The sequence below is a fragment of the Actinomycetospora sp. CA-053990 genome (assembly GCF_050948445.1).
Lineage (GTDB): Bacteria > Actinomycetota > Actinomycetes > Mycobacteriales > Pseudonocardiaceae > Actinomycetospora > Actinomycetospora callitridis.
In genome coordinates this window covers 5315499-5340506 of sequence record NZ_CP192043.1, presented here as the reverse complement: position 1 = coordinate 5340506, position 25008 = coordinate 5315499, and the positions used below count along the sequence as shown (strand labels likewise).

At 75.1% G+C, this 25008-nt stretch carries 25 protein-coding genes and 1 pseudogene; 16 read left to right on the top strand and 10 right to left on the bottom strand.

Annotated elements, in window-relative coordinates; genetic code table 11:
• Positions 1-5 precede the first annotated feature (5 nt).
• Positions 6-3686: a hypothetical protein gene (locus ACQPYN_RS27245; protein WP_433029716.1), complete on the top strand. Its 3681-nt coding sequence runs from the start codon at positions 6-8 to the stop codon at positions 3684-3686.
• Between the two features lie 3 nt (positions 3687-3689).
• Here the strand turns inward: ACQPYN_RS27245 and ACQPYN_RS27240 are convergent, their stop codons facing one another.
• From ACQPYN_RS27240 to ACQPYN_RS27225, 4 genes are all read right to left on the bottom strand, one after another.
• Entirely contained in the window at positions 3690-4967 is a 1278-nt protein-coding gene (locus ACQPYN_RS27240; RefSeq protein WP_433029714.1) for a GH39 family glycosyl hydrolase, read from the bottom strand.
• Between the two features lie 78 nt (positions 4968-5045).
• A complete protein-coding gene (locus ACQPYN_RS27235) occupies positions 5046-5558 on the bottom strand; it encodes a mycothiol transferase (RefSeq protein WP_433029712.1) in 513 nt (170 codons plus the stop codon).
• Between the two features lie 19 nt (positions 5559-5577).
• A complete protein-coding gene (locus ACQPYN_RS27230; protein WP_433029710.1) occupies positions 5578-6003 on the bottom strand; it encodes a class F sortase in 426 nt (141 codons plus the stop codon).
• Complete coding sequence (locus tag ACQPYN_RS27225; protein ID WP_433029708.1) at positions 5970-7097, bottom strand: DUF4397 domain-containing protein; 1128 nt, start codon at positions 7095-7097, stop codon at positions 5970-5972. Before ACQPYN_RS27225 ends, ACQPYN_RS27230 begins: the two co-directional genes overlap by 34 nt.
• A gap of 251 nt (positions 7098-7348) precedes the next feature.
• Here ACQPYN_RS27225 and ACQPYN_RS27220 point away from each other — a divergent pair, with 251 nt between their 5' ends.
• Positions 7349-7588 carry a hypothetical protein gene (locus ACQPYN_RS27220; RefSeq protein ID WP_433029706.1) on the top strand — a complete coding sequence of 80 codons (240 nt, stop codon included), beginning with the start codon at positions 7349-7351 and terminating at the stop codon, positions 7586-7588.
• Between the two features lie 10 nt (positions 7589-7598).
• On the opposite strand, the gene ACQPYN_RS27215 is transcribed toward ACQPYN_RS27220, so the two are convergent.
• A complete protein-coding gene (locus tag ACQPYN_RS27215; protein ID WP_433029705.1) occupies positions 7599-8003 on the bottom strand; it encodes a hypothetical protein in 405 nt (134 codons plus the stop codon).
• A gap of 149 nt (positions 8004-8152) precedes the next feature.
• Between ACQPYN_RS27215 and ACQPYN_RS27210 the strand changes: the two genes are divergently transcribed.
• The 3 genes from ACQPYN_RS27210 (at position 8153) to ACQPYN_RS27200 (ending at position 10080) form a co-directional block, all read left to right on the top strand.
• Entirely contained in the window at positions 8153-8842 is a 690-nt protein-coding gene (locus ACQPYN_RS27210; protein ID WP_433029703.1) for a hypothetical protein, read from the top strand.
• A 259-nt stretch (positions 8843-9101) separates the two neighbouring features.
• The gene (locus ACQPYN_RS27205; protein WP_433029701.1) at positions 9102-9776 is read left to right on the top strand and encodes a Clp protease N-terminal domain-containing protein; all 675 of its coding nucleotides are present in this window, start codon (positions 9102-9104) and stop codon (positions 9774-9776) included.
• 31 nt (positions 9777-9807) lie between these two features.
• Positions 9808-10080 carry a hypothetical protein gene (locus ACQPYN_RS27200; protein ID WP_433029699.1) on the top strand — a complete coding sequence of 91 codons (273 nt, stop codon included), beginning with the start codon at positions 9808-9810 and terminating at the stop codon, positions 10078-10080.
• 19 nt (positions 10081-10099) lie between these two features.
• On the opposite strand, the gene ACQPYN_RS27195 is transcribed toward ACQPYN_RS27200, so the two are convergent.
• Positions 10100-12421, bottom strand: coding sequence for a CDP-alcohol phosphatidyltransferase family protein (locus ACQPYN_RS27195; protein WP_433029696.1), 2322 nt, complete (start codon positions 12419-12421; stop codon positions 10100-10102).
• A 51-nt stretch (positions 12422-12472) separates the two neighbouring features.
• Here ACQPYN_RS27195 and ACQPYN_RS27190 point away from each other — a divergent pair.
• The 4 genes and pseudogenes from ACQPYN_RS27190 (at position 12473) to ACQPYN_RS27175 (ending at position 14636) form a co-directional block, all read left to right on the top strand.
• Positions 12473-13437: pseudogene (locus tag ACQPYN_RS27190) on the top strand (zinc-dependent alcohol dehydrogenase).
• 86 nt (positions 13438-13523) lie between these two features.
• Positions 13524-13769, top strand: coding sequence for an FmdB family zinc ribbon protein (locus ACQPYN_RS27185; RefSeq protein WP_433029694.1), 246 nt, complete (start codon positions 13524-13526; stop codon positions 13767-13769).
• A gap of 192 nt (positions 13770-13961) precedes the next feature.
• Positions 13962-14189, top strand: coding sequence for a hypothetical protein (locus ACQPYN_RS27180; protein WP_433029692.1), 228 nt, complete (start codon positions 13962-13964; stop codon positions 14187-14189).
• Positions 14190-14234: 45 nt separating this feature from the next.
• Positions 14235-14636, top strand: coding sequence for a 6-pyruvoyl trahydropterin synthase family protein (locus ACQPYN_RS27175; protein WP_433029690.1), 402 nt, complete (start codon positions 14235-14237; stop codon positions 14634-14636).
• Positions 14637-14649: 13 nt separating this feature from the next.
• Here ACQPYN_RS27175 and ACQPYN_RS27170 read toward each other — a convergent pair whose 3' ends face one another.
• Positions 14650-15081 (bottom strand): L,D-transpeptidase, encoded by a 432-nt coding sequence (locus tag ACQPYN_RS27170; RefSeq protein WP_433029688.1) that lies wholly within the window; start codon positions 15079-15081, stop codon positions 14650-14652.
• A gap of 325 nt (positions 15082-15406) precedes the next feature.
• Here ACQPYN_RS27170 and ACQPYN_RS27165 point away from each other — a divergent pair, with 325 nt between their 5' ends.
• Positions 15407-17656 carry a transglycosylase domain-containing protein gene (locus ACQPYN_RS27165; RefSeq protein WP_433029686.1) on the top strand — a complete coding sequence of 750 codons (2250 nt, stop codon included), beginning with the start codon at positions 15407-15409 and terminating at the stop codon, positions 17654-17656.
• Between the two features lie 54 nt (positions 17657-17710).
• Here the strand turns inward: ACQPYN_RS27165 and ACQPYN_RS27160 are convergent, their stop codons facing one another.
• Complete coding sequence (locus ACQPYN_RS27160; protein WP_433029684.1) at positions 17711-18250, bottom strand: DinB family protein; 540 nt, start codon at positions 18248-18250, stop codon at positions 17711-17713.
• A 41-nt stretch (positions 18251-18291) separates the two neighbouring features.
• On the opposite strand from ACQPYN_RS27160, the gene ACQPYN_RS27155 reads away from it, so the two are divergent.
• The 4 genes from ACQPYN_RS27155 (at position 18292) to ACQPYN_RS27140 (ending at position 21954) form a co-directional block, all read left to right on the top strand.
• Positions 18292-19311, top strand: coding sequence for a glycosyltransferase family 4 protein (locus ACQPYN_RS27155; RefSeq protein WP_433029682.1), 1020 nt, complete (start codon positions 18292-18294; stop codon positions 19309-19311).
• A complete protein-coding gene (locus tag ACQPYN_RS27150; RefSeq protein WP_433029680.1) occupies positions 19251-20165 on the top strand; it encodes a methyltransferase domain-containing protein in 915 nt (304 codons plus the stop codon). Before ACQPYN_RS27155 ends, ACQPYN_RS27150 begins: the two co-directional genes overlap by 61 nt.
• Before the next feature lie 230 nt (positions 20166-20395).
• On the top strand, positions 20396-21379 hold the full coding sequence (locus ACQPYN_RS27145; RefSeq protein ID WP_433029678.1) for a lysylphosphatidylglycerol synthase transmembrane domain-containing protein: 984 nt from the start codon (positions 20396-20398) through the stop codon (positions 21377-21379).
• Positions 21328-21954 carry a histidine phosphatase family protein gene (locus ACQPYN_RS27140; RefSeq protein ID WP_433029676.1) on the top strand — a complete coding sequence of 209 codons (627 nt, stop codon included), beginning with the start codon at positions 21328-21330 and terminating at the stop codon, positions 21952-21954. The genes ACQPYN_RS27145 and ACQPYN_RS27140 overlap by 52 nt, the downstream gene beginning before the upstream one ends.
• A gap of 13 nt (positions 21955-21967) precedes the next feature.
• Here ACQPYN_RS27140 and ACQPYN_RS27135 read toward each other — a convergent pair whose 3' ends face one another.
• Positions 21968-22132 (bottom strand): hypothetical protein, encoded by a 165-nt coding sequence (locus tag ACQPYN_RS27135; protein WP_433029674.1) that lies wholly within the window; start codon positions 22130-22132, stop codon positions 21968-21970.
• Between the two features lie 236 nt (positions 22133-22368).
• Here ACQPYN_RS27135 and ACQPYN_RS27130 point away from each other — a divergent pair, with 236 nt between their 5' ends.
• On the top strand, positions 22369-23085 hold the full coding sequence (locus tag ACQPYN_RS27130) for a GNAT family N-acetyltransferase (protein WP_433029672.1): 717 nt from the start codon (positions 22369-22371) through the stop codon (positions 23083-23085).
• A gap of 344 nt (positions 23086-23429) precedes the next feature.
• Here the strand turns inward: ACQPYN_RS27130 and ACQPYN_RS27125 are convergent, their stop codons facing one another.
• On the bottom strand, positions 23430-23555 hold the full coding sequence (locus tag ACQPYN_RS27125) for a hypothetical protein (protein WP_274194126.1): 126 nt from the start codon (positions 23553-23555) through the stop codon (positions 23430-23432).
• A 126-nt stretch (positions 23556-23681) separates the two neighbouring features.
• Here ACQPYN_RS27125 and ACQPYN_RS27120 point away from each other — a divergent pair, with 126 nt between their 5' ends.
• On the top strand, positions 23682-24995 hold the full coding sequence (locus ACQPYN_RS27120) for a glycosyl hydrolase family 28-related protein (protein WP_433029669.1): 1314 nt from the start codon (positions 23682-23684) through the stop codon (positions 24993-24995).
• The last annotated feature ends 13 nt before the right edge of the window (positions 24996-25008 follow it).

Genomic DNA, 25008 nt, shown 5'->3' with positions numbered 1-25008 from the left:
GATCCGTGGACGCCCGTGCCGCGGCGCTGACGACCGGGGCGGCCGTCCCGAGGGGCTCGTGGCGCACCCGCCTGCGTGACCACCTCACCGACCCGTTCTCCCGGAACTCCTACGCGCTGATCGTCAACACCGGGATGACCGGGCTGCTCGGGCTCGTCTACTGGTTCCTCGCCGCCCGCCTCTACACGCCCGAGGACGTCGGCCGCGCCTCGGCGCTGATCTCCGCCATGACCCTGCTCGCGGCCATCGTCGGGATCAACATCACCGGCACCCTCAGCCGGTTCCTGCCCCGCAGCGGGCCCCGTACGACCCGTCTCGTGCTGGCCAGCTACGGGCTGAGCTCGCTGGCGGTGGCGGCCCTGGCGGGCGGGTTCGTCCTGACGCTGGGCTGGTGGGGGCCCTCGTTCAGCCTGCTGGCCAGCCCGTGGGCGGCGGTCGGGTTCGTCGGCGTCGCGGTGGCCGCGAACATCTTCACCGTGCAGGACGGCGTGCTCGTCGGCATGCGCGGCGCGGGATGGGTGGCGCTGGAGAACACCCTGTTCGGCCTGCTCAAGGCCGGTCTGCTGATCCTGCTGGCGGCTACGCTGCCCGCCACCGGCGTCTACGTCGCGTGGATCGTCCCGATGATCCTGCTCTGCATCCCGGTCAACGTCCTCGTCTTCGCCCGGCGCGCACCCCGCCACGCGCGCGAGACCGCCGGGACCGTCACCACCGGCAGCGACATCCGCGGGTTCCTCGCCGGAGACTTCGTCGGGGCGCTGTTCGGGTTCGGCGCGATCTACCTGATCCCGGTCGTGGTGGCCGCGGCCCTGCCGCCGTCGACGTTCGCGGTGTTCTACATCGCCTGGATGATGGCCGCGGTCCTCAACCTGGTGCCGAACAACCTCGCGCAGACGCTCACCGTCGAGGGCGTCTTCGACGCCGACCGCCTCGCGCGGTACGCGCGCTCCGCGCTCGTGCGCTCGATCGCGCTGCTCGGCGCGGCCGCGGCAGCGCTGCTCGTGGTGGCCCGCCCCGTGCTCGAGGTCCTCGGGCCGGAGTACGCCGCGGCCGCGCCGCTGCTGCAGCTGCTCGCGCTCGCGGCGATGGGCCGCGCGGTGATGGAGGTCTGGCTCGGGGTCCTGCGTGCCCAGGGGAGGGCCCGGTCGATCGTGCGCTGGCAGGTCGTCTCCGGGACCGTCGTCGTCGGCACCGTGGTCGTGGGCCTGTTCGTCGGCGGCGGGACGCTCGGGATGCCGATCGACCAGGTGACCGGGGTGGGCGTGCTCGTGCTGGTCAGCCAGGCGGCGGTGGCGCTCGCGGTGCTTCCCAGCCTGCTGCGGGTGATCACCGTGAAGGCTCGTCCCACGCCCGCCCCCACGCCCACGGCCGCCGGCGAGGTCCGCGTCCCCTCGCCGCGGCCACGGCCGGTGCCGCTCATCGTGCCCGACCCGGCGACCCGCTCGTCACTCGTGACCGTCCACGTGCGCCCGCGCGCGGCCGCCCCGGCACCGACCCCGCCGCCCGAGCCGCCCCCCGAGCCGACGCCCGCCTCCGCCCCCGTGCCTCCGGAACCTCCGCTCTCGCGCCGGCGGCGCCTCCTGGCCGCGGTCCTGCCCGTCGTCCCCGCGATCCTGGTGGCCGAGGCGAGCCTGCTGTCGGTGGTGCTCATCGTCGTGCCGCTGCGCCGCGTCGACCTCACCGGGCTGACCGGGTGGGGCCTGGTGTCGGTGCTCCCGGTGGCGACGGTGATCGGGGTGGCGTGTCTGCTGCTCAGCGTCGTCGTCGCCCTCGCGCTCGCCCGCGAGCACCGGGTCCTGCTCACCGGGCAGCTCGTCGCGGTGTGCGGCGTGCTGCACGGCATCACCGCGCTGCTCGAGCCGCTGCCCCGCTTCCCCACGTCGTACGTGCACCTGGGGTTCGTCGACTTCATCTCGTTGTCGGGCACCGTCGCCCCCGACCTCGACGCGCGTTTCAGCTGGCCCGGCTTCTTCGCCCTCGTGTCGTTCGTGTCCGACGGGGTCCCCCCGGACGCGCTGCTCCCGCTGGTGCGCGTGACGCCGCTGCTGTCGAACCTGCTCTACCTGCTCGCGCTGTGGCTGATCCTGCGCACGCTGCGGGTGAGCTGGCGCGGCAAGTGGTTCGCGGCCCTGCTGTTCACCGTCCTGCAGTGGATCGGGCAGGACTACTTCTCGCCGCAGGGCTACACGTTCCTGCTGTACCTGATCTTCATCGGCATCCTGCTGACGTGGTTCCGGCCGATGGGCCGCGAGGCCCTCCCGGCCGGCCGGCCCGCGTGGCTCGCGGGCGTGGCGCGCCGCACGCCGTCGTGGCTGCGACGCGCCGGCAGCCGGGGACGGCAGCTCGTCGGCCGGGTGATCGGGACCCCGACGATGCCGGGCGAGCACGCCGCGCGGCCGTCCTCGTCGGCGACGCGCATCGCCCTGCTGGGGATGCTCCTGGTGCTCTTCGCGGCGGCCACGGTGAGCCACCAGCTCACCCCGTTCGTCATGGTCATCGCGGCGGGGGCGCTGGCGCTCGCGCGCCGCTCCACGCTGCGCGGGCTGCCGGTGCTGCTCGGGGTGCTGCTGGTGGCCTGGGTGAGCCTCATGACCGCGTCCTTCTGGACGGGCCACCTGCCCGACGTCCTCGGCGGGGTCGGCGACGTCTCCGGCAACGTCGCCACCAGCATCACCGCCCGCACCGGGGGCGACCCGGCGCACGCGGTCGTGGTGCTCGTGCGCGTGGCCCTGTTCGGCGTGCTGGCGATCGGGTCGCTCGTCGGCCTGCTGCGGCGCCGTCACCGCGGGGTGGACGACCGCGTCGTCGCGTTGCTGCTCGCGGTGCCGTTCCTCGCGGTGCTCGTGCAGAACTACGGCGGGGAGATCGGGCTCCGGGTGTACATGTTCGCCCTGCCCGGGGCGTGCGTGCTGATCGCGCTCGCGTTCTTCCCGGAGACCGCGCGCGGGGCCGGGTTCCGCGAGGCGTTCGGCTCGGTGTGGCGCTACGTGGCCGCCGGCCTGGTGGTGCTGGTGCTCGGCGCGGCCTACGGGGTCGCCGCCTACGGCAACGAGTCCTTCGAGCGCGTCTCGCCGGGGGAGATGGCGGCCGTGCAGTGGGTGTACGACCGCCCCGGCAACGCGCAGATCCTCTTCGTCACCGACTCCCTCGACTCCGGGGCCACCCCGATGATGCCGATCGGCTACACCGATCCGGTCGGCGTCGGGCCGCGCTCGATGCTCGCGCCGCTGGACCCGCGGACCACCGACCCCGTCGTCGAGCAGCTCGTCTACTGGGGCGGCAGCACCTACTTCATGACCTCGCGGGCCGAGGAGCAGTACCTCGAGGTCAGCGCCGGCTACCCGCAGGGCTGGGGCGAGCGGTTCCGCGCGGCCCTGGCGGCCGACCCCCGGCTGCAGAAGGTGGTCGACACCGGCGACGCCCAGATCTACGTCCCGCGCAACGACCAGGCGTTCGACCCGATCAACCGCACCCCGGAGAACCTCGGCGTGCGCATCGGGGCGACGCCGTGGACGCCGGTCGGGGTGACGATCCTGATCGGGCTGGTCGTCGTGCTGCTGACGCTGCAGGTCCGGGCGCTGCGCCGCCCCGGGCGGGCCGCGCTGCGGGGGTGGGTCGTCACCTGGGGGCTGCTGCTCCTGGCCTTCGGGGCCGTGGTGATCGAGAGGCTGCTGGCGCTGACGTGACCCTCAGGCCCCCGACGGGACCCACCGGACCTCGTACGGCGCGAGCTCGACGTCGGCGCCGTCGAGCGCGGCCGTCGCGGGGGCGTCGCTCGTGTTGACCAGCACCGTGGCCCGGGGGCCGCGGGCGCCGAAGACGGGGGCCGCGACGCCGGGGTCGCCCACCGGGGCGCCCGGGGGAAACTGGCGGGCGAACTCCTGCAGCGTCGTCAGGAACGGCTCGGGCCGGCCGTCCGCGGTCCAGAGTCCCGTCGGCGAGGAGGCGTTGCGCGCGGCGTTCCAGTAGAACGACGTGTCGACCCCGGTGCGGGCGAACTCGACGAGCCCGGCCGTGCGCTGGGCCAGGCGCTTCTCCGGCGCCCAGCGCGCCGCGTCCGGCTCGACGTACCACTCGGCCCACCACAGCGGCAGTGACGTGCGCCCGTGGATCCACTGGTTGACAGCCGCGATCTTCGTCAGCGCCGTGACGTCGTCGGGGGCGCCCTCCTCGGTGGTGGTGTGCCCGTCGACGACGACGAAGTCGGCGCCGTTCTTGCGCTCGTTCCACGTGTCGAAGGCGTCGAGGATCCGCTGGTCGACCAGCCCCCACGGCCCGGTGAGCTCGGAGGGCCCGGTGTCGACGCCCGGCGGAGGCGCGGTCATCTCGATGTACGGGCCGCCGACCTGGTTGCCGGGGTCGACCTCCTTCAGCGCGTCGTAGACGAGGTTGTAGAGCTCGGTGTACGCCTCCCCGTCCCAGGTCTTGGTGCGCTCGTTGAAGAAGCCCTTGAACTCGTTCCACACCTGGAAGTGGCGGACGTCGGGGTAGCGGCGGGAGATCTCGGCGGCCAGGTCGGCGAAGTCCTGGTAGTGCTCGGGCTCGGGGGCCACCTCGAGCCGGCTCCAGTCGGTGCTGCCCTCGGCGCCGCCCTTCATCCAGTCCGGCGCGCAGCACAGGGTGATCACCGGGGTGCCGCCGCTGCGGCGGATGAAGTCGATGCGGGCGTCGAGGCTCGCGAAGTCGTACTCCCCGGGCGACGGCTCGGGGTTGCCCACGCCGAACCCCATGATGTGCTGCGCCTGGGGCATCGGCTGCGCCGCGAGGACGGCGGCGATCTGCTGCGTGGCCTGCGGGTTGCCGTCGACGGCGCTGAACTGGGTGTGGGTGAAGCCCACGCCGAGGCTGTTCGACGGCGCGGCCGACGCCCGGGGCGTGCCGGCGTCGCACCCCGCCACCATCAGCAGGGCCGCCACCGCCGTCAGGGCCGCGAGCCCTCGCGCCCACCGGTCGCGCTCGGAACGCATCTGGCCCCCCACACCCCCACACGGCGATCACCGGGCGCCCAGACTAGTCCTCCGGACGGTGGGGAAGTGGTGAGAATCTCAACGACGGCGTTGCGCGAGCCCCGCGAGGTAGGCGGCCTGGCCGGCGTGCTGGATGTCGTCGTCGACGACGCTCACCAGCCGCACCCCGCGGGTCACCGGCGGATCCCAGCGGTCGTCGATGACCTCGTCGAGGTCCTCCCCGCGCAGGGCCCGCAGGTAGGCGACGGTGCGCTCGTGCACGGCGTCGAGGTAGCCGGTGAGCAGGGCGGGGTCGTCGACGCGGACGGACGCGACCTGCTCGCTGGTGTGGCCGTAGCCGATCGAGGCGTCGTCGAGGGGCAGGTCGAAGCGGCGCGCCCAGCCGTCGGCGGTGTACACCTGCTCGGTGCCGGCGAGGTCGGCCACGTGGTCGTCCTGCACCCGGGTCAGGTGCCACACCAGCCAGGCGATCGGGTTCGCCTCGTCGTCGGGGCGCCACACCATGTCGGCGGCGGTGAGCCCGTCGACCGCCCGGGTGGCGTCGCTGCGGGCGCGCCCGAAGGCGTCGACCAGCACGTCGATGGCATCCACGGCTCCTCCTCCTCCCGCCTCAGCGCACCGAGGCGAAGACGACGACGTTGTCCCGGTAGGACAGGGTGTCCTCGTCGAACGGGCCGCCACACGTGAGCAGCCGCAGCTGGGGTGTCGTCGACGGACCGTAGATCCGGTCCGAGGGCAGCGTGTCCTTCGGGTAGTACTCGACGCTGTCGACCGAGAACCGCGCGTTCTCGCCGTCCGAGCGCGGCACCTCGATCATGTCGCCCGGCCGCAGGCGGTCCAGCTGGGCGAAGACGGCCGGCCCGCGCCGGGTGTCGACGTGGCCCGCGAACACGGCGGGTCCGGGGTCGCCGGGCACCGCGCTCGAGGTGTACCAACCGACCTGGCCGAAGTCGGTCGGCACCTGCAGGGCGCCGCGGTAGTCGATCCGCAGGTCGGCGATGTTCAGCGCCGCCAGCCCGACCGACGGGATCTGCATCCCGGTGGGACGCAGACCCTCGGGCGCCGCGAGTGCGGCCGCCAGCGGCATCCGGGGCGCGGGCGGGACGTCGGGCTCCTCGGAGAACCAGCTCTCGACCCAGGCGCCGACGGCGCTGATCGTGCCGAGCCCGGTCGGGGCGGCCAGGCCACCGAGGCCGGCCCCGGTGCCGCCGCGCGGAACCGGGGGACGCGCGGCGGCGTCGGCAGCGGGGTCTCGGGGTCGGGGGTCGGGCGGGGCGTCGGCGTCGCCGGCCCGGTGGGCGCCTCCGACGTGGGCTCGGTGCCGGGGCCGGGCACGCCGGCGACGGTCGCGGCGTCCGGCACGGCCTCGACGATCAGCTGGCCGTCCGGCTCGCGCCCCACGAACAGCGTCGTCACGCCACCGTCGGACAGCGGCACCGTCTCGGTGGTCGTGGACCCCAGGCGGGACCGGACGTCGACCTCCCACGTCCGCGCGGGCACCGTGGCGTACGGGGTGGTCGAGCCGTAGAAGAGGTCGCGCCCGAGCGGCGGGCCGCCGGTGAGGTCGATGTCCAGCGCGCCGACCCCGTTCGCGCCCTGCACGACGCGGACCTGGGTCGATCCGGCCGCGGCCGGGGCGGTCTGGTCGTCGAGCACCTGCAGCTCCGGGCTGCCCGACGTCGCCGAGTCGACGAACGCCGCGGTCTGGGCGGTGCCGGCGGGCACGTCGACGGACACCCGCACCGCCGGCGGGCTCGTGGGGCTCGCGCCGGCCGGGCGGGCCGTGAGGGTGTACGTCCCGGCGGGCTCGGTGAGGTACGGCGAGGTGCCCCGATAGGCCACGCCCGGGGCGACGAGCGTCTCGGGCAGGTCCGGGCCGGCGACGTACATGTCGACCGCCGGGGTCACGGGCGACAGGTGCGCGACGCGCAGCATGCCGGTCGAGCTGTCGGCCGTGGCGGACGTGACGCCGAGGGTCACGGTCGCGGCCGCCACGGCGACGAGCACCGCGGCGAGCGCGACCCACACCAGGGGCCGGCGCCAGGGCGGGCGCCGCGCGGGGGACGGGGCTGCGTCGATCGACGGGGCGTCGGTCGGCGGGGTGTCGGGCTGGTCCTGCGCTCCGGTCACGGGGGGAGCTCCTCGGCGGCGGGGGGACGGCGGGGGACGAACGGGGGAGCGCGACGATCAGGGAGCGGGCCGACACCAACGGCGAGCGCGGAGCGTGTCCGGCCACTCACCCCACGGCACGCGGTCACCCTAGTGGGTCAGTACCCCCGAACGGAGCACTACCCGGGACGAGGAGTTCCGGGATCCGGGCGTCCGTCCTGCTCTGGGCGAACACCGCCCCGGGCGGCGCTCGCGGGGATCACGCTGGAGCCATGAGCTCCAGCCTGTACGTGGCCCTGCGCAGCGGTCACGAGCACACCGTGACCGGTCTCGACGACGACGAGGCGGCCGCGCTGCGGGCGCGCATCGTCGCCCACCTCGACGCCCGCGAGTCCCACCCGACGCTCGACCTCGGCGACGGCACCACCCTGCGCACCGACGCCGTCGTGATGACGCGCGTGCACGACGAGGGGCCGCGCACCGGCTTCGTGGGTGAGGCGCGCCTGCGGTGAGGCGTGCGCGTCAGGCCGTACGGCGGGGCACGGGCACGCGGGCGAGTCCCGTCGCGCGCCGGGCGAGGTAGGCGGCGACGCGGCGCCGGGCGGTGCTCGACGCCGGGCGCCCGGCGCCGAGGTCGTCGAGCACGATGTCGAAGAGCGTCGGCAGCACAGGGTCGTCCCAGTCACGCCCGGCGAGGTCGGTCAGCGTCGGGACGTCGAGGCCCGTGCCCACCCACGCGATGGCGAGCTCCACGATCTCCGCGGTGTCCCAGGGCTTGCCGATCACCTGAGCGGCCCGCGCCTCCGGAGGCGTCATCCCCCGCAGGGAGCGCAGCGCCGCGAGCCCGGCCAGGAGCTCGGCCGTCCGCTCGGCCCGTCCGCGCTCCTGCGTCGTCCGCCGTTCGGCGGTGATCGTGCTCGACATCATTTCCCCCACCATTGCTCAGCGTGAGATGGCGCCCCACCGATCTCACTCGCTCAGGCTAGCGCGGTGTGGACCTGCCGCCTACCCGGCACCTTCCGTGATCATGGTCGTGCTGTGAACCGTGGGTTGACAGGAAGGGCATCCTCGATGCTGTGAACCTGGAGTTGTCAGTGGAGCGGGCCGTCGTGGAGGCGGCCGGACGGGTGGACGTCGCCGACCCGGGCGGCAAGCCCGACGACCGCGGGGGCGAGCGGGCCGCGCGTCACCGGGCGGTCGCCGAGCTGCAGGCGGCGCTGACGGTGGAGGCCGCGGTGCGGGCGGCGGCGGCCGACGCGGTCGAGGGACGGGCGGAGGCCGCGGTGTGGCTCGGCGCCAGCCTCGCCGACCTCGCCGCCGTCACCGGACGCACCCGCCAGGCGGCGCGCAAGCGCTGGCCGGGCCTGGGTGACGTGTCCCGGCGCCGGCGGTTCCTCGGCTACCACGTCGACGACGTCCTCTGGGCCGCGCGCCTGGTGCTCGACGCCGCCGACGACCTCGAGGGCGTCGACGCGACCACGCGTGCGGCGCTCGCGGACGCCGTCGCCGAGGCGGAGCGGGCGTTCCGGGGCGAGCCCGCCGACGCGGCCACCGACACTGCCGCCGACACTGCCGTCGACGTCGCCCCCGCCGTCGCCCGCTGGCAGGCGTTCGACCGTCTCGTCGACCGCCACCTGCGCGACCTCCTGGCCGGCGTCCCCGACGAGCCGGCCGACCCCACCGCGGGCTTCGCCGCCCACGGCGCGCGCGGCGTCCTGCGCTACTACGACCACGCCGTGCACGAGGGGGTCGAGACCGGCGACTGAGATGCTTCGGAAACCGAAGCATCTCCGTCGGCGCGGCGTGTCGTCGCCGATTCCGCCGGACGGGCGGCGGTCGCGCGCGGCGCGGCCGCCGAGGGCACGGCGCGTGACCGGCGTCCCCCACGCCCGTCACAAGGGTCGCGGGGTGATCGCGGTGGTGGCCCGACGGTGTGACCACGGGTGCGGGCCGGGACCCGGACGTGCGCGGACGACGCCGCGGAGATTGGCGCGGGGTGCCGGGACGCGCTAGAGACCTCGGGTCATGGGGATCTCCACGCCCATCCACGACGCGCTGGCCGAGGCCCTCGACGCCCTCCGGGGTCTCGACGTCTCGTTCGACCGCCCGGTGGATGCGACGAGCACGGACACCGAGCACGACGCGGGCGACCGTGACGACCTGCCGGCGCCGACCGTCGCCGGGGACGCCGAGCGCATCGTCGCGCTGGCCTGGGCGGAGGCCGCGGACCGGGGCCACGGCGCGTTCGGGACCGGGCACCTGCTGCTCGCCCTGGTGCGCGCCGAGGGCCCGGAGCGCGAGCTCCTCGCGGACGCGGGGGTGACGGCGTCGACGGTGGGGGCGGCGATGGCGCTGGTCGCCTCGGCCTCGCTGTCCGAGCCCGTGGACGAGGGCGGCGACGACGTGCCCGTGGCGGGGCCTGCGGTCGCCGAGGTGCTCGCGGCCGGGGCGAGCGACGGCGTCGTCAGGGCCGCGGGCCTGCTCACGGCGCTGCTCGCGCGGCCGTGGGGCCAGGCGGCGGAGATGCTCGCCGCGCTCGGCGTCGACACCGACGAGCTCACCGACGCGCTCGCCGGCCTGGGCGAGCGCCCCGAGCCCGCGCCCCGTCCGATGCCCCGCGACCCGAGCGGGCTGCTGTCCTCGGCCTGGCGGCGGCCCGCAGAGAGCGTGACGGCAGGGGGCGTGACGGCAGAGGCGTGACGATCTCGGCGCGGGCAGGCACGATCCGGGCATGGCGAAGCCCAGCTGGATCCGTGCCGAGGACGGCGACCTCTACCGCGCGTCGGAGGTCGTCGCGGTCAAGACGACGCCGCATCCCAACGGCGGGTTCATGGTGGCCGTCGAGACCGAGCGCCACGACAACATCGACGTCACCGGCCACCTGGACGACGTCGACGCCGCCGCGAAGGGCCGCGACGCGCTCGCCCATCTCCTCTCGCACGTCGAGAAGGGCACCGTGATCAGCTACGGGTCGGGGCGCTTCGAGGTCGGCGACCTCCACTGAGAATGATTACTGAGCCGGGTCAGGGACGCGGCCCGTACGCGTCGAGGAAGCGGTCGCGGAAGGTGTCCATCCGCCACGCGGGCGCGCCCGGGTCCGGGGTGAGCCCGTCGGACCAGCCCCAGTCGTCCACGGCGGCGAGCACGGCCGGATCGCGGCTGACGATCGAGATCGGGACGTCCCGGTTCGCCGTCGGCCCGGTGACCACGGGCGAGGGCTGGTGGTCGCCGAGGACGACGAGCACGGGCGCGCGGTCGGGACGCGCCGTGGCGTGGCGCTCGGCCCAGTCGTAGAGCGTCGAGAGCGTGTACTCGATCGACCGCCGGTAGTCGTCGCGGACCTCGGCCGAGTTCGTCGTGAAGATCGATTGGAACGAGTGCTGCGGCTCCTCGGGGCCGAAGACGCTGCCGTCGCCGACCGCGTCCCACGGCACGGTGCGCGGCAGCGGCGCCCAGGGCCCGTGGCTCGAGGTCAGGACGAGCTCGGCCATCGTCGGGGGCGCCCCGGGGCCGCGCTCGAGGCGGTCGAACGCGGAGAACAGGTACTGGTCGGGCATCGGCGACCAGCTGAAGCGCGGGCCCCGGTAGCCGAGGTCGTCGTGGGTGTAGGCGCGGTCGAGCCCGAAGAACGCCGCCTCCGGCCAGGGGCCCGTGGTGCCCGGCTGGACGGTGACGGTGCGCCAGCCGGCCTCGTGGAAGGCGCGCGAGAGCGTGAGGCGGCTCGACGACGTCAGGTCGGTGTGGCGCTGCTCCCCGTCGATCCACAGCCCCGAGAGCAGCGTGGCGTGCGCGAGCCAGCTGCCGCCGCCGGCGACGGGGGAGGTCAGCACGCCCGTGCGTGCGCCGTACCCGACGGCGCCGAGGCGCCGCTCGCCGTCGGCGACCACCGCACGGACGGGCCCCGCCATCGCGGGGTCGTCGAGGGCGGAGAGGCCGTAGCTCTCGACGACGGCGACCACGACGTCGCGCCCGCGCAGCGCGGTGAGCAGGCGGTCGCCGGGCACGTCGCGGTAGGCGTCGACCGAGGCCTCGCGCTCGAACGCCTGCTGGTCGCGCACGCCGTCCCCGATCGCGACGGCCCGGTCGACGGCGCGGATCGAGACGTCGCGCGAGGCCACGGGTACGCCGGGCAGGAGCTGCGCCGAGAGCGTCCAGGCCACCATCCAGGCCACCGCGAGCACCCCGGCGAGCCGCAGCGCGCCGGAACGGTGGTCGGCGGCGATCCGCGCGAGCCGGGCCACCGCGCCGCCCGTACCGACGAGCAGCGCGACCCCGAGCAGCGCCACGAGCACCGCCACGACGACGCCGACCACGGGACCGGACGTCTCGGCGACGAAGTCGTAGGCGTTGGTGAGCAGCACCGCGTCGCGCGCCGGGTCGAACGGGCGCGCGATCGCCACGGAGAAGCCGAGGTCGAAGAGCGTCAGCACCAGCATCAGGCCGAGCACGACGCCGGCGATCCACGCGGCCACGAGCCGCGCCCAGCGGGGCAGGAGGACGGCCACGACGAGCGCGACGAGGACCTCGAACGGGATGCGGAGGCCGGACTGCGGCACGAGGCGCGCGATGTCCCCGGGGGTGAGCAGCGCGACGAGCACCAGGAGCGCGGCCAGCGCCGTCACCACCGCGGCGAGGCCGCGACGGACGCGCACGGGGTGGGTGTCGGCGCTGCGCCAGAGCCGGACGACGTCGCGGCCGAACGACCACAGGAGCGCCAGGAGGGCGACCCCGACGAGGACCTGTGCGGCCACGAGGGGCAGCAGCTGCGAGGCCGCGACGACCAGCACGATGCCCTGCGCCGCCGCCACGACCTTGCCGGAGAACTTCGTCTCGAGCTCCCCGCCGAGCCACGGGAGCACGACGCCCGCGGCGACGAACAGGTAGCGCGCGAGCCCGATGAGCAGCACCCACGACCCGAGCTGGCCCGCGACGTGCCACGACAGCACCAGCAGCAGGAACGCGTCGAGCTCCATGTCGAAGCGCGCGCCGAACTCCGAGGTCACGTTGCGGCGCCGGGCGACCTGGCCGTCGACCCCGTCGAGCAGCAGCGCCACGGCCGCGAGCACCACGAGCGCGGGCGTCGACACCGGGTCGGCGACCAGCGCGGTGACGCCCACGACGAGCACCCCGCGGGCCAGCGTCACCCGTCCCGCAGGCCCCAGGGCCGGCACGCCGGCACCGACGAGCACCGCGAGGAGCGCCGCGGCCGCCGCCGCCCCGACGACGAGGCCGAACGGGCCGAGCCCGAACCCCTCGGCGAGCACCCCGAGCAGGCCCGCACTCGCCAGCGCGCCGCCGAGGAGCTCGACGGTCAGGATCGCGGACGGGCCGTGCTCGCTCTGCACGCGTGCCAGCATGGCGGCCCCGTGATCGTCGCGGGGTGAGGAGGGTCGTCGATGACCGGCACGACACGGGCGTTCCGGGTCGAATCACCCGGGCGGGCGAGCATCGTCGAGGTCCCGCTGCCCGATCCGGGTCCCGACGACGTGGTCGTGCGCACCCTGCACTCCGCCGTGAGCCGTGGCACCGAGACGCTGGTGTTCCGCGGCGAGGTGCCCCCGAGCCAGTACGAGCGCATGCGCGCGCCCTTCCAGGCCGGCGACTTCCCGGGCCCCGTGATCTACGGCTACCTCGCGGTGGGCGTCGTCGAGTCGGGGCCGGGTGCCGGGCGCACCGTGTTCTGCCTGCACCCCCACCAGGAGCGCTTCGTCGTGCCGGCGTCGATGGTGGTCGAGGTGCCCGACGGCGTCCCGCCCGGGCGTGCGGTGCTGGGCGGCACCGTCGAGACCGCGGTCAACGCCCTCTGGGACGCCGCGCCGCGCGTGGGCGACCGCATCGCCGTCGTCGGCGCCGGGATGGTCGGGGCGTCGGTGGCGGGGGTGCTCGCGACGTTCCCGGGGTGCGCGTCGAGCTCGTCGACGTCGACGGGTCCCGGCGCGCGGTCGCCGACGCGCTGGGCGTCGGGTTCGCGACGCCGGACGCCGCGGCGGGGGAGTGCGACCTCGTGCTGCACGCCAGCGCCACCGAGGCCGGGCTCGCCCGGTCCCTGGAGCTCCTCGGCGACGAGGGCGAGGTGATCGAGATGTCCTGGTACGGCGAGCGCGCGCCCCGCGTGCCACTGGGCGAGGCCTTCCACTCGCGACGCCTGACGATCCGCGCGAGCCAGGTGGGGAAGGTCGCCCCGGCCCGCCGCCCCCGGTGGAGTCTGAGTGATCGCCTCGGGCTCGCCCTGCGCCTGCTCGCCGACGCGCGCTTCGATGCGCTGATCACCGACACCTGCGCGTTCGACGAGCTGCCCGACGTCCTCGCGGCCCTGGCGTCCGGTGAGCGCCCGGGCCTGGGGGTGCGGGTCTCGTACTGAGGTAGCAGCGAACCCTATCGGCGTGCTGAGTTGGATGTTCGCCGAGCTTCTATGCGAACGAACTCCCCGTTCGTAGGCTGCGGTCCATGCCGCGCTACGAGTTCCGCTGCCGGACCTGCGCGTCGACCTTCGAGGTCGACCGGCCGATGAGCGCGGCGAGCGACCCCGCCCCCTGCCCCACCGGTCACGACGACACGGTGAAGCTGCTGAACACCGTCGGCCTCGGCGGCAAGGCCCGGACGGCCCAGCCGACCGGGACGCCGCGGGCCATGGCCTCGCCCCCCGGCGGCGGCGGCGGTGGCGGCTGCTGCGGCGGGGGTTGCGGCAGCTAGTCGCCCCCGGCCCGGCGGGAGTGACGCGTCGGCGACGGTGCGTCGAGCGTCGTCACCGGTTCGGCCCAACCCCGGTCCGTTTGACGACATCGACGTTGCCTACAGTCACGTAGCCAGGTTCCCTGTGTCGGTGAGCACCAGGCAGGGCGGCGTCATCGCTACCCTCCGTCGTTCCGTCCTCGGGAGACCGTCATGTCCGTGACCACCTCGTCGGCACCCGCCACGGGTCGCGTCGCCCGACCCGTGCGCGTGGTCTCTCGCATCCCGGACGCGCCGGCGCCGGAGGTCCGTTCCCTGCCGGTCGCCGCGCCGTCGTCGCCCGACGCCTCCTGGCGCGCACGCCTGCTCGGCGACCTCTGGCTCTTCCTCACCGTGCTCGCCGTGGGCGTGACCGTCGCGGTGGTCGCCGCGCTGATCTGAGCGGGCTGATCTGATGGGGCGCGTACCCGTCGACGAGGAGTCCGCATGTTCGCCGTCACCGTCCGCGACCACATCATGATCGCTCACAGCTTCACCGGGGCGGTGTTCGGACCGGCGCAGGCACTGCACGGCGCGACGTTCGTCGTCGACGCGACGTTCCGGCGGGCCGAGCTCGACGCCGACAACATCGTCGTCGACATCGGCCGGGCCACCGAGGAGCTGCACACGGCCCTCGCGGACCTCACCTACCGCAACCTCGACGAGCACCCCGACTTCGCGGGCGTCAACACCACCACCGAGTACCTCGCGAAGGTCATCGCCGAGCGCCTCGCCGACCGGGCGCGCGACGGGAGCCTCGGCGACGGCGGCCGGAGCCTCGCGGGGATCACCGTGACGCTGCACGAGTCCCACGTGGCGTCGGCCGGCTACGAGCTGACGCTCTCGTAGACGCATCGGCGACTCAGGGCCGGATCTGCACCTCGTCGCCGATGTCGAGGGCCGCGAACACCGCGCGGGCGTCCTCGACCTCGAGGTGGATGCACCCGTGCGACGTGCCGGCCGTGTCGCCGCTGTGGAACGCCCGGCCCTCGTCGTCGAAGAAGATCGAGTACGGCATCGGCGCGTCCCGGTTCTCCTGGCTGACGTGGTGGCGCTCCTTGCGCTGCACCGTCGTCGTCCCGGTGGGCGTCGGGTCCGCGGGCGAGCCGGACGTGATCGTCATGGCGTCACCGGTGGCGACGCCGTCGTCGGCGAGCCACGCCTTGTTCTGGCTGAGGTCGACGCAGACGTCGGCCGTGTCGGTGCAGGGGACGGCGTCACCCTGACCCACGGTCGTCGGGGTGGGAGCGGCGGGTGCGGCGGGTGCGGCCAGCGCGAGGGGTGAGGCCCCCACGGCGCTGACGGCGGCCAGTCCGATCGGTGCGAGGACCGCTCGCGCGGTGCGGGCACGGTCGGACGTCCGGCGGTGCCGGGCCATCGGGGACTCCAAGTCGTCGGGGGCGACGGTCGGCCGTGGTGGATCGGCGGGGACCGTCTCACGACGGCGTCCCGGGCGATCGTCATGGGGGAGCCCACGGCGTCGGTCGCCTGCCGGGTAACCCGCACCAGGACGGTCGACGCATCGGCGGCGCGCTTTCCGCCCACTCGATCGGGTGACGAGCGCGCGCTCACGTCCGCCTCAGACGGTCGGCGGATGATGGACCTCCGTGCGGAGATCGGTGGCCCTCGGATCGCGGCTCCTGGGGATCGGGGTGATCGGCGGCCTGCTGCTCGCCGGCCTCGCCTACCCCGTCGTCGGCGGGCTCGGGCACCTCGCGGGGCAGGCCATCGGCGGTGTGGAGGCGACGACGCCCGGCGTGCTGACCGGGCAGATGCCCTCGGTCACGACGATCACCGACGACGCCGGCGCGCCGATCGCCTACCTCTACGACCAGGACCGCCAGGTCGTGGCGTCGGACCGGATCTCGACGGCCATGAAGGCGGCGATCGTCGCGATCGAGGACCGCCGCTTCTTCGTGGAGTCCGGGCTCGACGCCCGCGGCGTGGTGCGGGCGCTCGTCAACAACAGCACCGGCGGCGCGACCCAGGGCGCCTCGACGCTCACCGAGCAGTACGTCAAGAACTACGACGAGTACGTCGCGGCGCGGACACCCGCGCAGCAGCTCCGGGCGACGGCGCCGGACCTCGGTCGGAAGGTCCGCGAGGCCGAGGTCGCCGAGCAGCTCGACCACGGCGTGCCCAAGGACCAGATCCTCACCTGGTACCTCGACGTCGTCTCGTTCGGGAACCAGGCCTTCGGGGTCCAGGCCGCCGCCCGGACCTACTTCGACACGACGGCGGACCGCCTCACCGTGCCGCAGGCCGCGCTCCTGGCCGGGATGGTGCAGAGCCCGGCCCAGGACGACCCGGTGCGCCACCCCGCGGCCGCGGTGGCCCGGCGCAACGTGGTGATCGATCAGATGGCGCAGCAGGGCGACATCACCCCCGCGCAGGCCGCCGAGGCCGCCGCGGCGCCCCTCGGTGTCGATCCTGCGCTGCACGGCCCCACGGAGGGCTGCCTCGGCGCGGGCGATGCGGGGTTCTTCTGCTCGTACGTCCTCGACGACCTCGCCCGCAGCGGGATCAGCGCCGACGAGCTGCGCCGCGGCGGCTACACCGTGCACACGACGATGAACCGCGCCGCCACGGAGCAGGCCAAGGCGGCCGTCGACGCCGAGGTGCCCCCGACCCAGCCGCACGTCGCCGACGTGCTCTCGATCGTCGCGCCGGGAGCGGACGCCCACCGTGTCACCGCGATGGTCGCCAACCGCGGCTACGGGCTCGACGCGTCGCAGCAGCAGACCACATACGACCTGCCCGGCACACCCGAGAACCTCGGGGCGGGGTCGGTCTACAAGATCTTCACGTCGTCCGCGTACCTCGCGCAGGGCGGGGGGATCGACACCGTCATCCCGGTGCCCGGCAACGGCTACGCCTCGCCGCTGACCCCGGGCTTCGTCGTGTCCAACGACGGCGACTACCCGCCGCAGATGACCCTGCAGGACGCCCTCGCGCAGTCGCCGAACACCGCCTTCGTCAAGCTCGAGGAGACCACCGGGATCGCGCCGGTGGTCGACATGGCGGTCCGGCTGGGGATGCGGTCGCTCGCCGAGTCGCCCGGACCGGGGCTGCCGTCGATCGCGGACACGGTCACGGCGCAGAACCAGGCGTCGTTCACGCTCGGCGTCGCGCCGACCAGCTCGCTCGAGCTCGCCAACGTCGGCGCGACGCTCGCGAGCCACGGCGTCTGGTGCCCGCCCAGCCCCGTCACATCGGTGACGGACGCGGCCGGCGCGCCGGTGCCGGTGCACCGGGCGGGATGCGAGCAGGCGGTGCCGGGACCCCTGGCGGACACCGAGATGACCGGACTGTCGAAGGACGACCAGCCCGGCGGGACCTCGGCCGCCGCCGCGACCGCGGCCGGCTGGAACCGGCCGACCGCCGCGAAGACCGGCACCACCCAGACCTCGGAGTCGGGCGCGTTCGTCGCCGCGACACCGTCGCTCGCGGCGGCGGCGATCACGTTCGACGACTCGTCGTCGCCGCGCCCGATCTGCACCGGCGCGCCCCCGACGTCGTGCGCGACGGGCAACCTCTTCGGCGGGACCACACCGGCCCAGACCTGGTACCGCGCCATGACGCCGATCCTCGGGAACAGTCCGGTCCAGCCGTTGCCCACGCCCGACCCGCGGTTCGTCACCGGCGGGCGGCTGACGACGATCCCGTCGGTGATCGGCGATCTCGCCGACCAGGCGACGGCGGCGCTGCGGAACGCCGGCTTCGCGGTCGCGACGACGACCGTCGACAGCCGCGCGCCGGCGGGGACGGTCGTGGGGGAGAACCCGCTCGGCGGGGGTGTCGAGGGGCAGACGGTGACGGTGACGACCTCGTCGGGCCGCCCCACCCCGCCGCCGGGTCCGCCGCAGTGAGGTGGGGCTGCGCCCCATGTGAGCACTTTCGCGTGCTCCAGCACGCGAAAGTGCTCACATGCGCGGAGCGCACCCCGCGATGTCGGCGACGTGGTGGACGCCCTCGTGGGCGGCCTGGCGCAGCAGCCACCGGGCGGTCCGCTCCTCGTGGGGCAGCCGGGTGACGGTCCGGTCCCAGCCGGCGACGTCGTAGCGCGCGACCTCGTCGAGCAGGCCGGGCGTCACGAGGTCGAGCTCGTCGAGCACCGCCGCGACGTCGTGGCGGTCGTAGCGGAAGCGGCGCACACGCAGGTCGTTGTAGACCGGCTCCAGGGCCGGCCGGTCCTCGGTCCGCGCCCGGTGCAGCCGGATCGTGAAGGCCATCGCCACGTCGCGCAGGTGACACACGTACTCCGCGACCGACCACACGTCCTCGCGCGGCCGGCCGTGACGCCGGTCCGGCGGGATCGCCGTCACCGCGGCCCGCACGCGGTCCGGCACCGACGCCGCGACCGCCGCCGCCTCTTCGAGCGACACCTCGGCGAAGCGCCAGCCGCAGGGCGCGCACACGTGGTCCTCGGCGGCCAGGGGCGGGAGAGCGGACGGATCGGCCACACCGGCACCGTAGGCGCCCCCGGCACGGAATCCTGGGCCCCGTGACGCTCACGGTCGTGCGGCCTCCCGCGGACCCCGCCCTCGTCAGCGGGGGTGACGTCTACGACGCGCGGGTCGTCGAGGGGCTGCGGGCCGACGGCGCGGCCGTGCGCGACGTCCAGGTCGCGGGCGCCTGGCCTCGACCGGACGACGCGGCGCGCCGGGAGCTCGACGCGGTGCTCGCCGACGGCGATGGCCCGGTGCTGCTCGACGGTCTGGTGGCGTGCGGGGTGCCGGAGATCGTCGTCCCGCACGCCGCGCGCCGTCCGCTCGCGGTGCTCGTGCACCTGCCCCTCGGCGAGGAGGCGCCCGACCTCGACGCCGGCGAGGGCGCGGTACTGCGCGCCGCCGGGACCGTGGTGGCGACGAGTCCCTGGGCGGCGCGGCGGCTCCACGAGCGGCACGGCCTCGCCGACGTCGTCGTCGCCGTCCCCGGCGTCGACCCCGCCCCGCTCGCCGCCGGGACCGACGGCGTGCACCGCCTGCTCTGCCTCGGCGCCGTCACGCCCACCAAGGGGCAGGACCTGCTCGTCGAGGCGCTGGCCGCGCTACCGGAGCACCCGTGGACCCTCGACCTCGTCGGCCCCACCCGGCGCGCCCCCGCCTTCGTCGCCGACCTGCGTGCCAGCATCGCCCGGCACGGTCTGGGCGACCGGATCCGTCACCCCGGGCCCCTCTCGGGCGTTGCACTGGACAGGACCTGGGACGCCACCGATCTCCTCGTCGCGCCCTCGCGGGTCGAGACGTACGGGATGGTGGTGACCGAGGCGCTCGCGCGGGGCATCCCCGTGATGGCGAGCGACACCGGCGGACTGCCCGAGACCCTCAACGGGGCCGGAATCTTAGTTTCCGCTGAGGATGTTCCCGCACTCGTCGCAGGACTACACCGCTGGTTCGCCGATGAGGCGCATCGCAATGGGCGACGGATCTCAGCGAGATCTCGGCATTGCACTCTTTCGACGTGGACGCAGACCTCGCGACGGGTGCAGCAGGCGCTGGCGGATCTGCGCGCCCCGAGCTGAGCGGGGAGCTCCCCGGCCCCCGCCACCCCGCCCCGGGCCACTCCCGGCCCGGAGCCCCCGCGGCGCCCGACTGGCTCGCCCTGCGCGAGCCCGCCGACGCCGAGGCCCGCGCGATCGACCTCGTCGAGGACCTCCGCGCGGGTCACCCCGCCGTCGGCCGGATCCTCGACCTCGGCTCCGGCACCGGGTCGATGGCGCGCTGGCTCGCGCCCCGCCTGCCCGGCCCGCAGCACTGGGTGCTCGCCGACCGCGACCCCGACCTGCTCGTCCACGCCGCCGCGAACCTCCCCGACCGGGCCCGCGACGGCTCGCCCGTGACCGCCGAGACCCGCGCGGTCGACGTCACCACGCTCACCGCCGACGACCTCGCCGGGATCGACCTCGTCACTGCGTCGGCCCTGCTCGACGTGCTCACCGCCGAGGAGGTCGAGGCCGTCGCCGCCGCGTGCGTCGGCGCCGGGTGCGCGGCGCTGCTGACGCTCAGCGTCGTCGGCCAGGTCCGCCTCGAGCCCGCGGAGGCACGCGACGTCCCCATGGCCGCGGCCTTCGACGCCCACCAGCAGCGGGTCGTCGACGGCCGCCGGCTGCTCGGCCCCTCCGCCCCGGCCGTCGCGGAACGGGCCTTCGCCCGCCGCGGCGCTCACGTCGTCTCCCGGGTCAGCCCCTGGCAGCTCGGGCTCGACGACGTCGATCTCGCCGTCGCTTGGCTGCACGGCTGGGTGTCGGCGGCCGTGGCGCAGGACCCCGACCTCGCGCGGCACGCCGACGCCTATCTCGACCGACGCCTCGAGGCCGCCGAGCAGGGCCGGCTGCGCGTCCACGTCGGCCACCTCGACCTGCTGGCCCTGCCCTGACCCCACTGCCCCCACTGACCCGACCCCGCACGACCCCGGACCACCCGCTCCCCAGCTCCCCACTGGACTGATTCGACGTGCCGCTCCCTGCGCCCGTGACCTGCTCGCCCCCACTCCCGACCCGGACAGCGACGACCGACGTCCCCTCGCCCCGCAGCAGCCCCGAGAACGCTGCCCCTCATTCTCCGAAGGCGATCCCCGTGCCCCGCCGGATGTCTAGCCTCGGCACGGTGATCCGGCTCGTCGTCGGCCTCGGCCTCCCCGTCCTGCTCGTCGTGCGCCTGGGCGCCGGTGGCGTGGTCGAGGCGCTCGCCGGGATCTCCGGGCCCGTGGTCGCCGCCGCGCTCCTGCTCGGCGCGCTCACCACCGTCGCCGGTGCCGCCCGCTGGTGCGTCGTCGCCCGCGGCGTCGGGCTGACGCTGCCGCTGGGCGAGGCGACCGCCGACGCGTACCGCGCGACGCTGCTCAACTCGCTGCTGCCCGCCGGCGTGCTCGGCGACGTGCACCGCGCCGTGCGCCACCACCGACCCGGCGACGGGCGCGGCGCGCGGGCCGTGGTGATCGAGCGCGTCGCCGGCCAGGTGGTGGTCGTCGCCGTCGGCGCCGCCGTGCTGTTCGCCCAGCCCGCCGTGGTGCACGCCGTCGTCGGCCCCGGGCTCGGCTTCGTCGCGGCCGGCGTCGTCCTCCTCGTCGCCGGCGTCGTCGGCTGGCTCTGGACCGCGCGGCGCGCGGCGCGGTGGCGCGTCGGGTTCGTCGCGGCGATGCGCGACGTCCGCGAGGGCCTCGGCCGCTGGCGCACCGCGCCCGCCGTCGTCCTGCTGTCGCTGGTGGCGCTCGCCGGGCTGCTCGCGCTGTTCGTCGTCGCCGCCCGCACCGCCGGGGTCACCGCACCCCTCGGCCAGCTGCTCCCGCTCGTCACCGTGGCGCTCCTGGCGATGTCGGTGCCCCTGACGGTCGGCGGCTGGGGCCCGCGGGAGGCGGTCGCGGCCGTCGCCTTCGCCGCCGTCGGCCTCGCCCCGGGCGAGGGGCTCGCGACGGCCGTCGTCTACGGCGTCCTCGCCCTGATCTCGTGCGCCCCGGGCGCCCTGGTGCTGCTCGCGGACGCTGCCCGTCGCCCGAATGCGCGCCGGACGGCCGCTCCGGCGGCACTACCGTGGCGTAGGTGCTCACCCTCGTCCGCCATGGTCAGAGTGAGGCCAACGCCCGCGGGCTGATGTGCGGGCGGGCCGACCCGCCGCTCACCGAGACCGGACGGCGGCAGGCCCGCGCCCTCGCCGCGGGGCTCCCGCGGCCCACGCGCCTGGTCACCAGCCCGCTCGTCCGGGCCCGCGAGACCGCGGCACTCCTCGGCGCCGAGGTCCCGGTGGAGGTCGACACGCGGTGGACCGAGATGGACTACGGCGAGCTCGACGGCCAGCCCATGACGGCCCTGGACGGCGACGCCTGGCAGGCCTGGCGCTCCGACCCGGAGCACGTGCCGGCGGGCGGCGAGTCGCTCGTGGCGGTGCGGGACCGCGTGGCCGCCGCGTGCGTCGACCTCGCGGCGGAGGCGGCGGAGGGCGAGGTGGTGGTGGTCAGCCACGTCTCGCCCATCAAGGCGGCGATCAGCTGGGCCCTCGGGGTCGGCATCGAGATCGCGTGGCGGATGTTCCTCGTCGACGCCGCGGTGTGCCGCATCGACACCAGCGGGTCGGTGCCGCTGCTGCTGGCCGTCAACGACGCGGGTCCCCTCTACGCGGGGACGGAGCACGCGGGGACGGAGCACGCGGGCACGGGGCTGCCGGCCTGACGGTCCGGGCGGGTCAGCCCCGCGAGTGCCGGCCCCGCACCGTGACCGGCACCAGGGTCGTCGCGGCGGTGCGCAGGCGACCGAGGTAATCCGCGGCGCTCAGGGCGACCGGGCGGATCAGCACGACGGGGTCGCCGGTGCCGCGGCCGGGCTGCTGCGGAGCCGAGTGCTTGGACATGGGACCCCCCGAGGGTGCTGAGCCGGCTCCCCGCCGGCGCTCGATCCATTGTCGTCTGATCGACACGGATCGTTAGCTCGATCACGGCAACCGGCTCGATCTGTCCCCTGATCGGGTGACATCAGTGGTCGGGGAGCGAACCCTCCGTTCGAGTGCGCGTCTCACCCCGGGTGGTGGTCGCTCGGACGAGAGCGATCGGCGACCATGGCCGATTCCCCAATGGTGAGGACTTCGCTGTGCAGGACAACTCGAGCGCCGGCACGACGCTCACGCGCTACGCCCGGTTCGCCAGGACGACGCTGGAGTCGGGGACCTTCATCCCGACGATGCGCTCCGTCGGCAAGCGGGCGCTGTCGACGTCACACTCCTACGGGCTCAAGCGGGACCTCGCGGTCCCGCACGAGACGCCCGTCGCGAAGATCCCGATCTCGGTGCGCGCCATGCGCGACGACGACGTCGAGCACATCCTCGACACCCACGCCGAGGTCGACACCGCCGAGCGCTGGGAGCGGCAGACCCGCGGTCGCCTCCTGGACCAGGGCATCGGGAGCCCCTACGTCGCGGTCAACTCCGACGACGAGCCCTGCTACGTGCAGTGGCTGTTCTCCGCCGAGGACAACGACGACGTGCAGTCGTTCTTCCACGGCATCTTCCCCGTGCTCGGCCCCGACGAGGCGCTGCTCGAGGGCGCGTTCACGCCGGTGCGCCACCAGGGCAAGCGGATCATGAGCGCCGGCATGTCGCTGATCGCGGAGAAGGCCACCGACCTCGGGGCGCGCTACGTCGTCACCTTCGTCGGCACCGACAACATCGCGAGCCTCAAGGGCTGCGAGCGGGCGGGCTTCCTGCCCTACGTCGACCGCGTCGAGAAGAGGCTCGCGGGCCGGCGGCGCATGGAGTTCCACGAGATGGACGCCGCCGGCGTCGAGCGCGCGCGGGTGCTCAAGCCCTAGCGACCGGTGTGGTGGCCGACGTCCCGGCGCCCCTGCGGGGTGCCGGGACGCTCAGCTCGTCACAAGGTGGAACGACTCGCGGCCGGGTCTCGCGCCAGGCCCGCACCTTCTGCTGGTCGAGCGTGCCGTGTCGCGCCATGTCGACGACGGGCGCGAGCGCCCATCCCAGTGCCGCCCCGACCAGGAGCCCGGCGGCCACCGCCGTTCCCCGTCCGCGCTTCGCCATCGTCGGCACTCCCCCCGGAGACCTCGCACACCACGTGCTGTGAGCATCGTGGGGGAGGGCGTCGCCCCGCGGGGCGGACGAGACCGAACTGTGAGGCCCGGACGGCGACCGAGCGCCGTCAGCGCTGCGCGGCCCAGGTCCGCTCGTCGACGGTGCCGTGGACGGCCATGCTCGCCCAGGGGGCGATCAGCCACGCCGCCGCACCGGCCGTCGCGCCGGCCACGGCCGTCAGGATCATCGTCATCGCAGGCAACCCCCGTCGTCCTCGAACGTCTCGCTGCTCTGTCGGCGGGCCCGGGGCCGTCGTTACGCGCCGCGCGAGGGAATGCGGAAGACCCACCCGGCCGGGTCTCGTCGGCATACTGGCGCCGTGATCGACTCGGGCCGGGCGTGGTCGCGCCGCGGGGCGCTGAGGCTCGCCGCCGCCACCGGGTTGGTGGCCGCGGCCGCGCCGGCGGCCTGCGCGGGCGCCGCCGCCCCGCCCGTCCCCGGCATCCCGGGCGACGTGCCCACGCCGGGCGGGGCCCCGTTGCGGCAGGGGCCGGTCGTCGACGTCCGGGCCCTCGGCGCCCGGGGCGACGGGCGCGCCGACGACGCCGCGGCCTTCCGGGCAGCGCTGCAGCAGGCGTCCGCCGGGCCGAGCACCGTCGCGGTGCCCGCCGGGACCTACCGGCTCGTGCTGGGCGAGCCCCTGCGCGTGCCGCCCGGCGTGGTCGTCGCGGGGGAGCCGGGCCGGTCGTTCCTGCGGCCGGAGCCGGGGCCGGGTCTGCGCGACGCCCTGGTCGGGCTGCTCGTCGACGCGCCGGGGGTGACGCTCGACGGGCTCGTCCTCGAGCGCCTCGTGGACGTCGACACCGTGCTCGTGCGCCTCGGCCGGGCCGATGGGTTCCGGCTGTCGCGCTCGGCGCTCGTGGGACACACCGACGCCCTGACGACGTTCGCCCACGGCCTGCAGTTCGGTACGGCCGACGGCACGAGCACCGACCTCGCGATCACCGACACCGCCGTCGCGACGACCACCTATGGGCTCTACCAAGCGAATCAGTCGCGCGCGGTGACCCAGCGGACGGTGGTCCGGGGCAGCTCGTTCGTGCGCAACGCCAACACCGACCTCGAGTTCAACAGCCCCTTCGGCTCGTTCCGCGACGTGCGCGTGGAGGGCTGCACCTTCCGCGACAACGACTCCCCGGGCTTCGCGGTCGGCATCGCCTACTGCGCCGACGTCGTGGTGCGCGGCTGCACGGTGGAGCGCTACCGGATGGAGGCCGTGCACGTCGAGGACTTCTCCACCGACGTGCTCGTCGAGGGCAACACCTTCACGGCCTGCGGGCTCCAGGAGTTCGCCCACGTGCAGATCATCGCCGGCGCCCGTCGCGTGACCGTCCGCGCCAACCGCCACGACGCGACGATGAACACGCGGCCGATCCCGCTGGTCGGGGCGCTGCCGGGAGGCGAGGGCCTGACCGCGGGTGGTCGGCCGCTGGACCCGCCGACCGAGGTCGTCGTCGCGGACAACGTGATGCGCTGCGGCGCCGGGATCCGTGCCGTGGCGTTCGACGGCGTGCCCGCCGGCGCGATCACCGGCAACCGCGTCGACGGACCGGACGTCGCCGACACCTTCGCGCTCCGCGGTACCGGCACCGTCGTCGTGGCCGGCAACGTCCTCAACGGCGTCGCCACGTGAGTGTTCCGGGTCG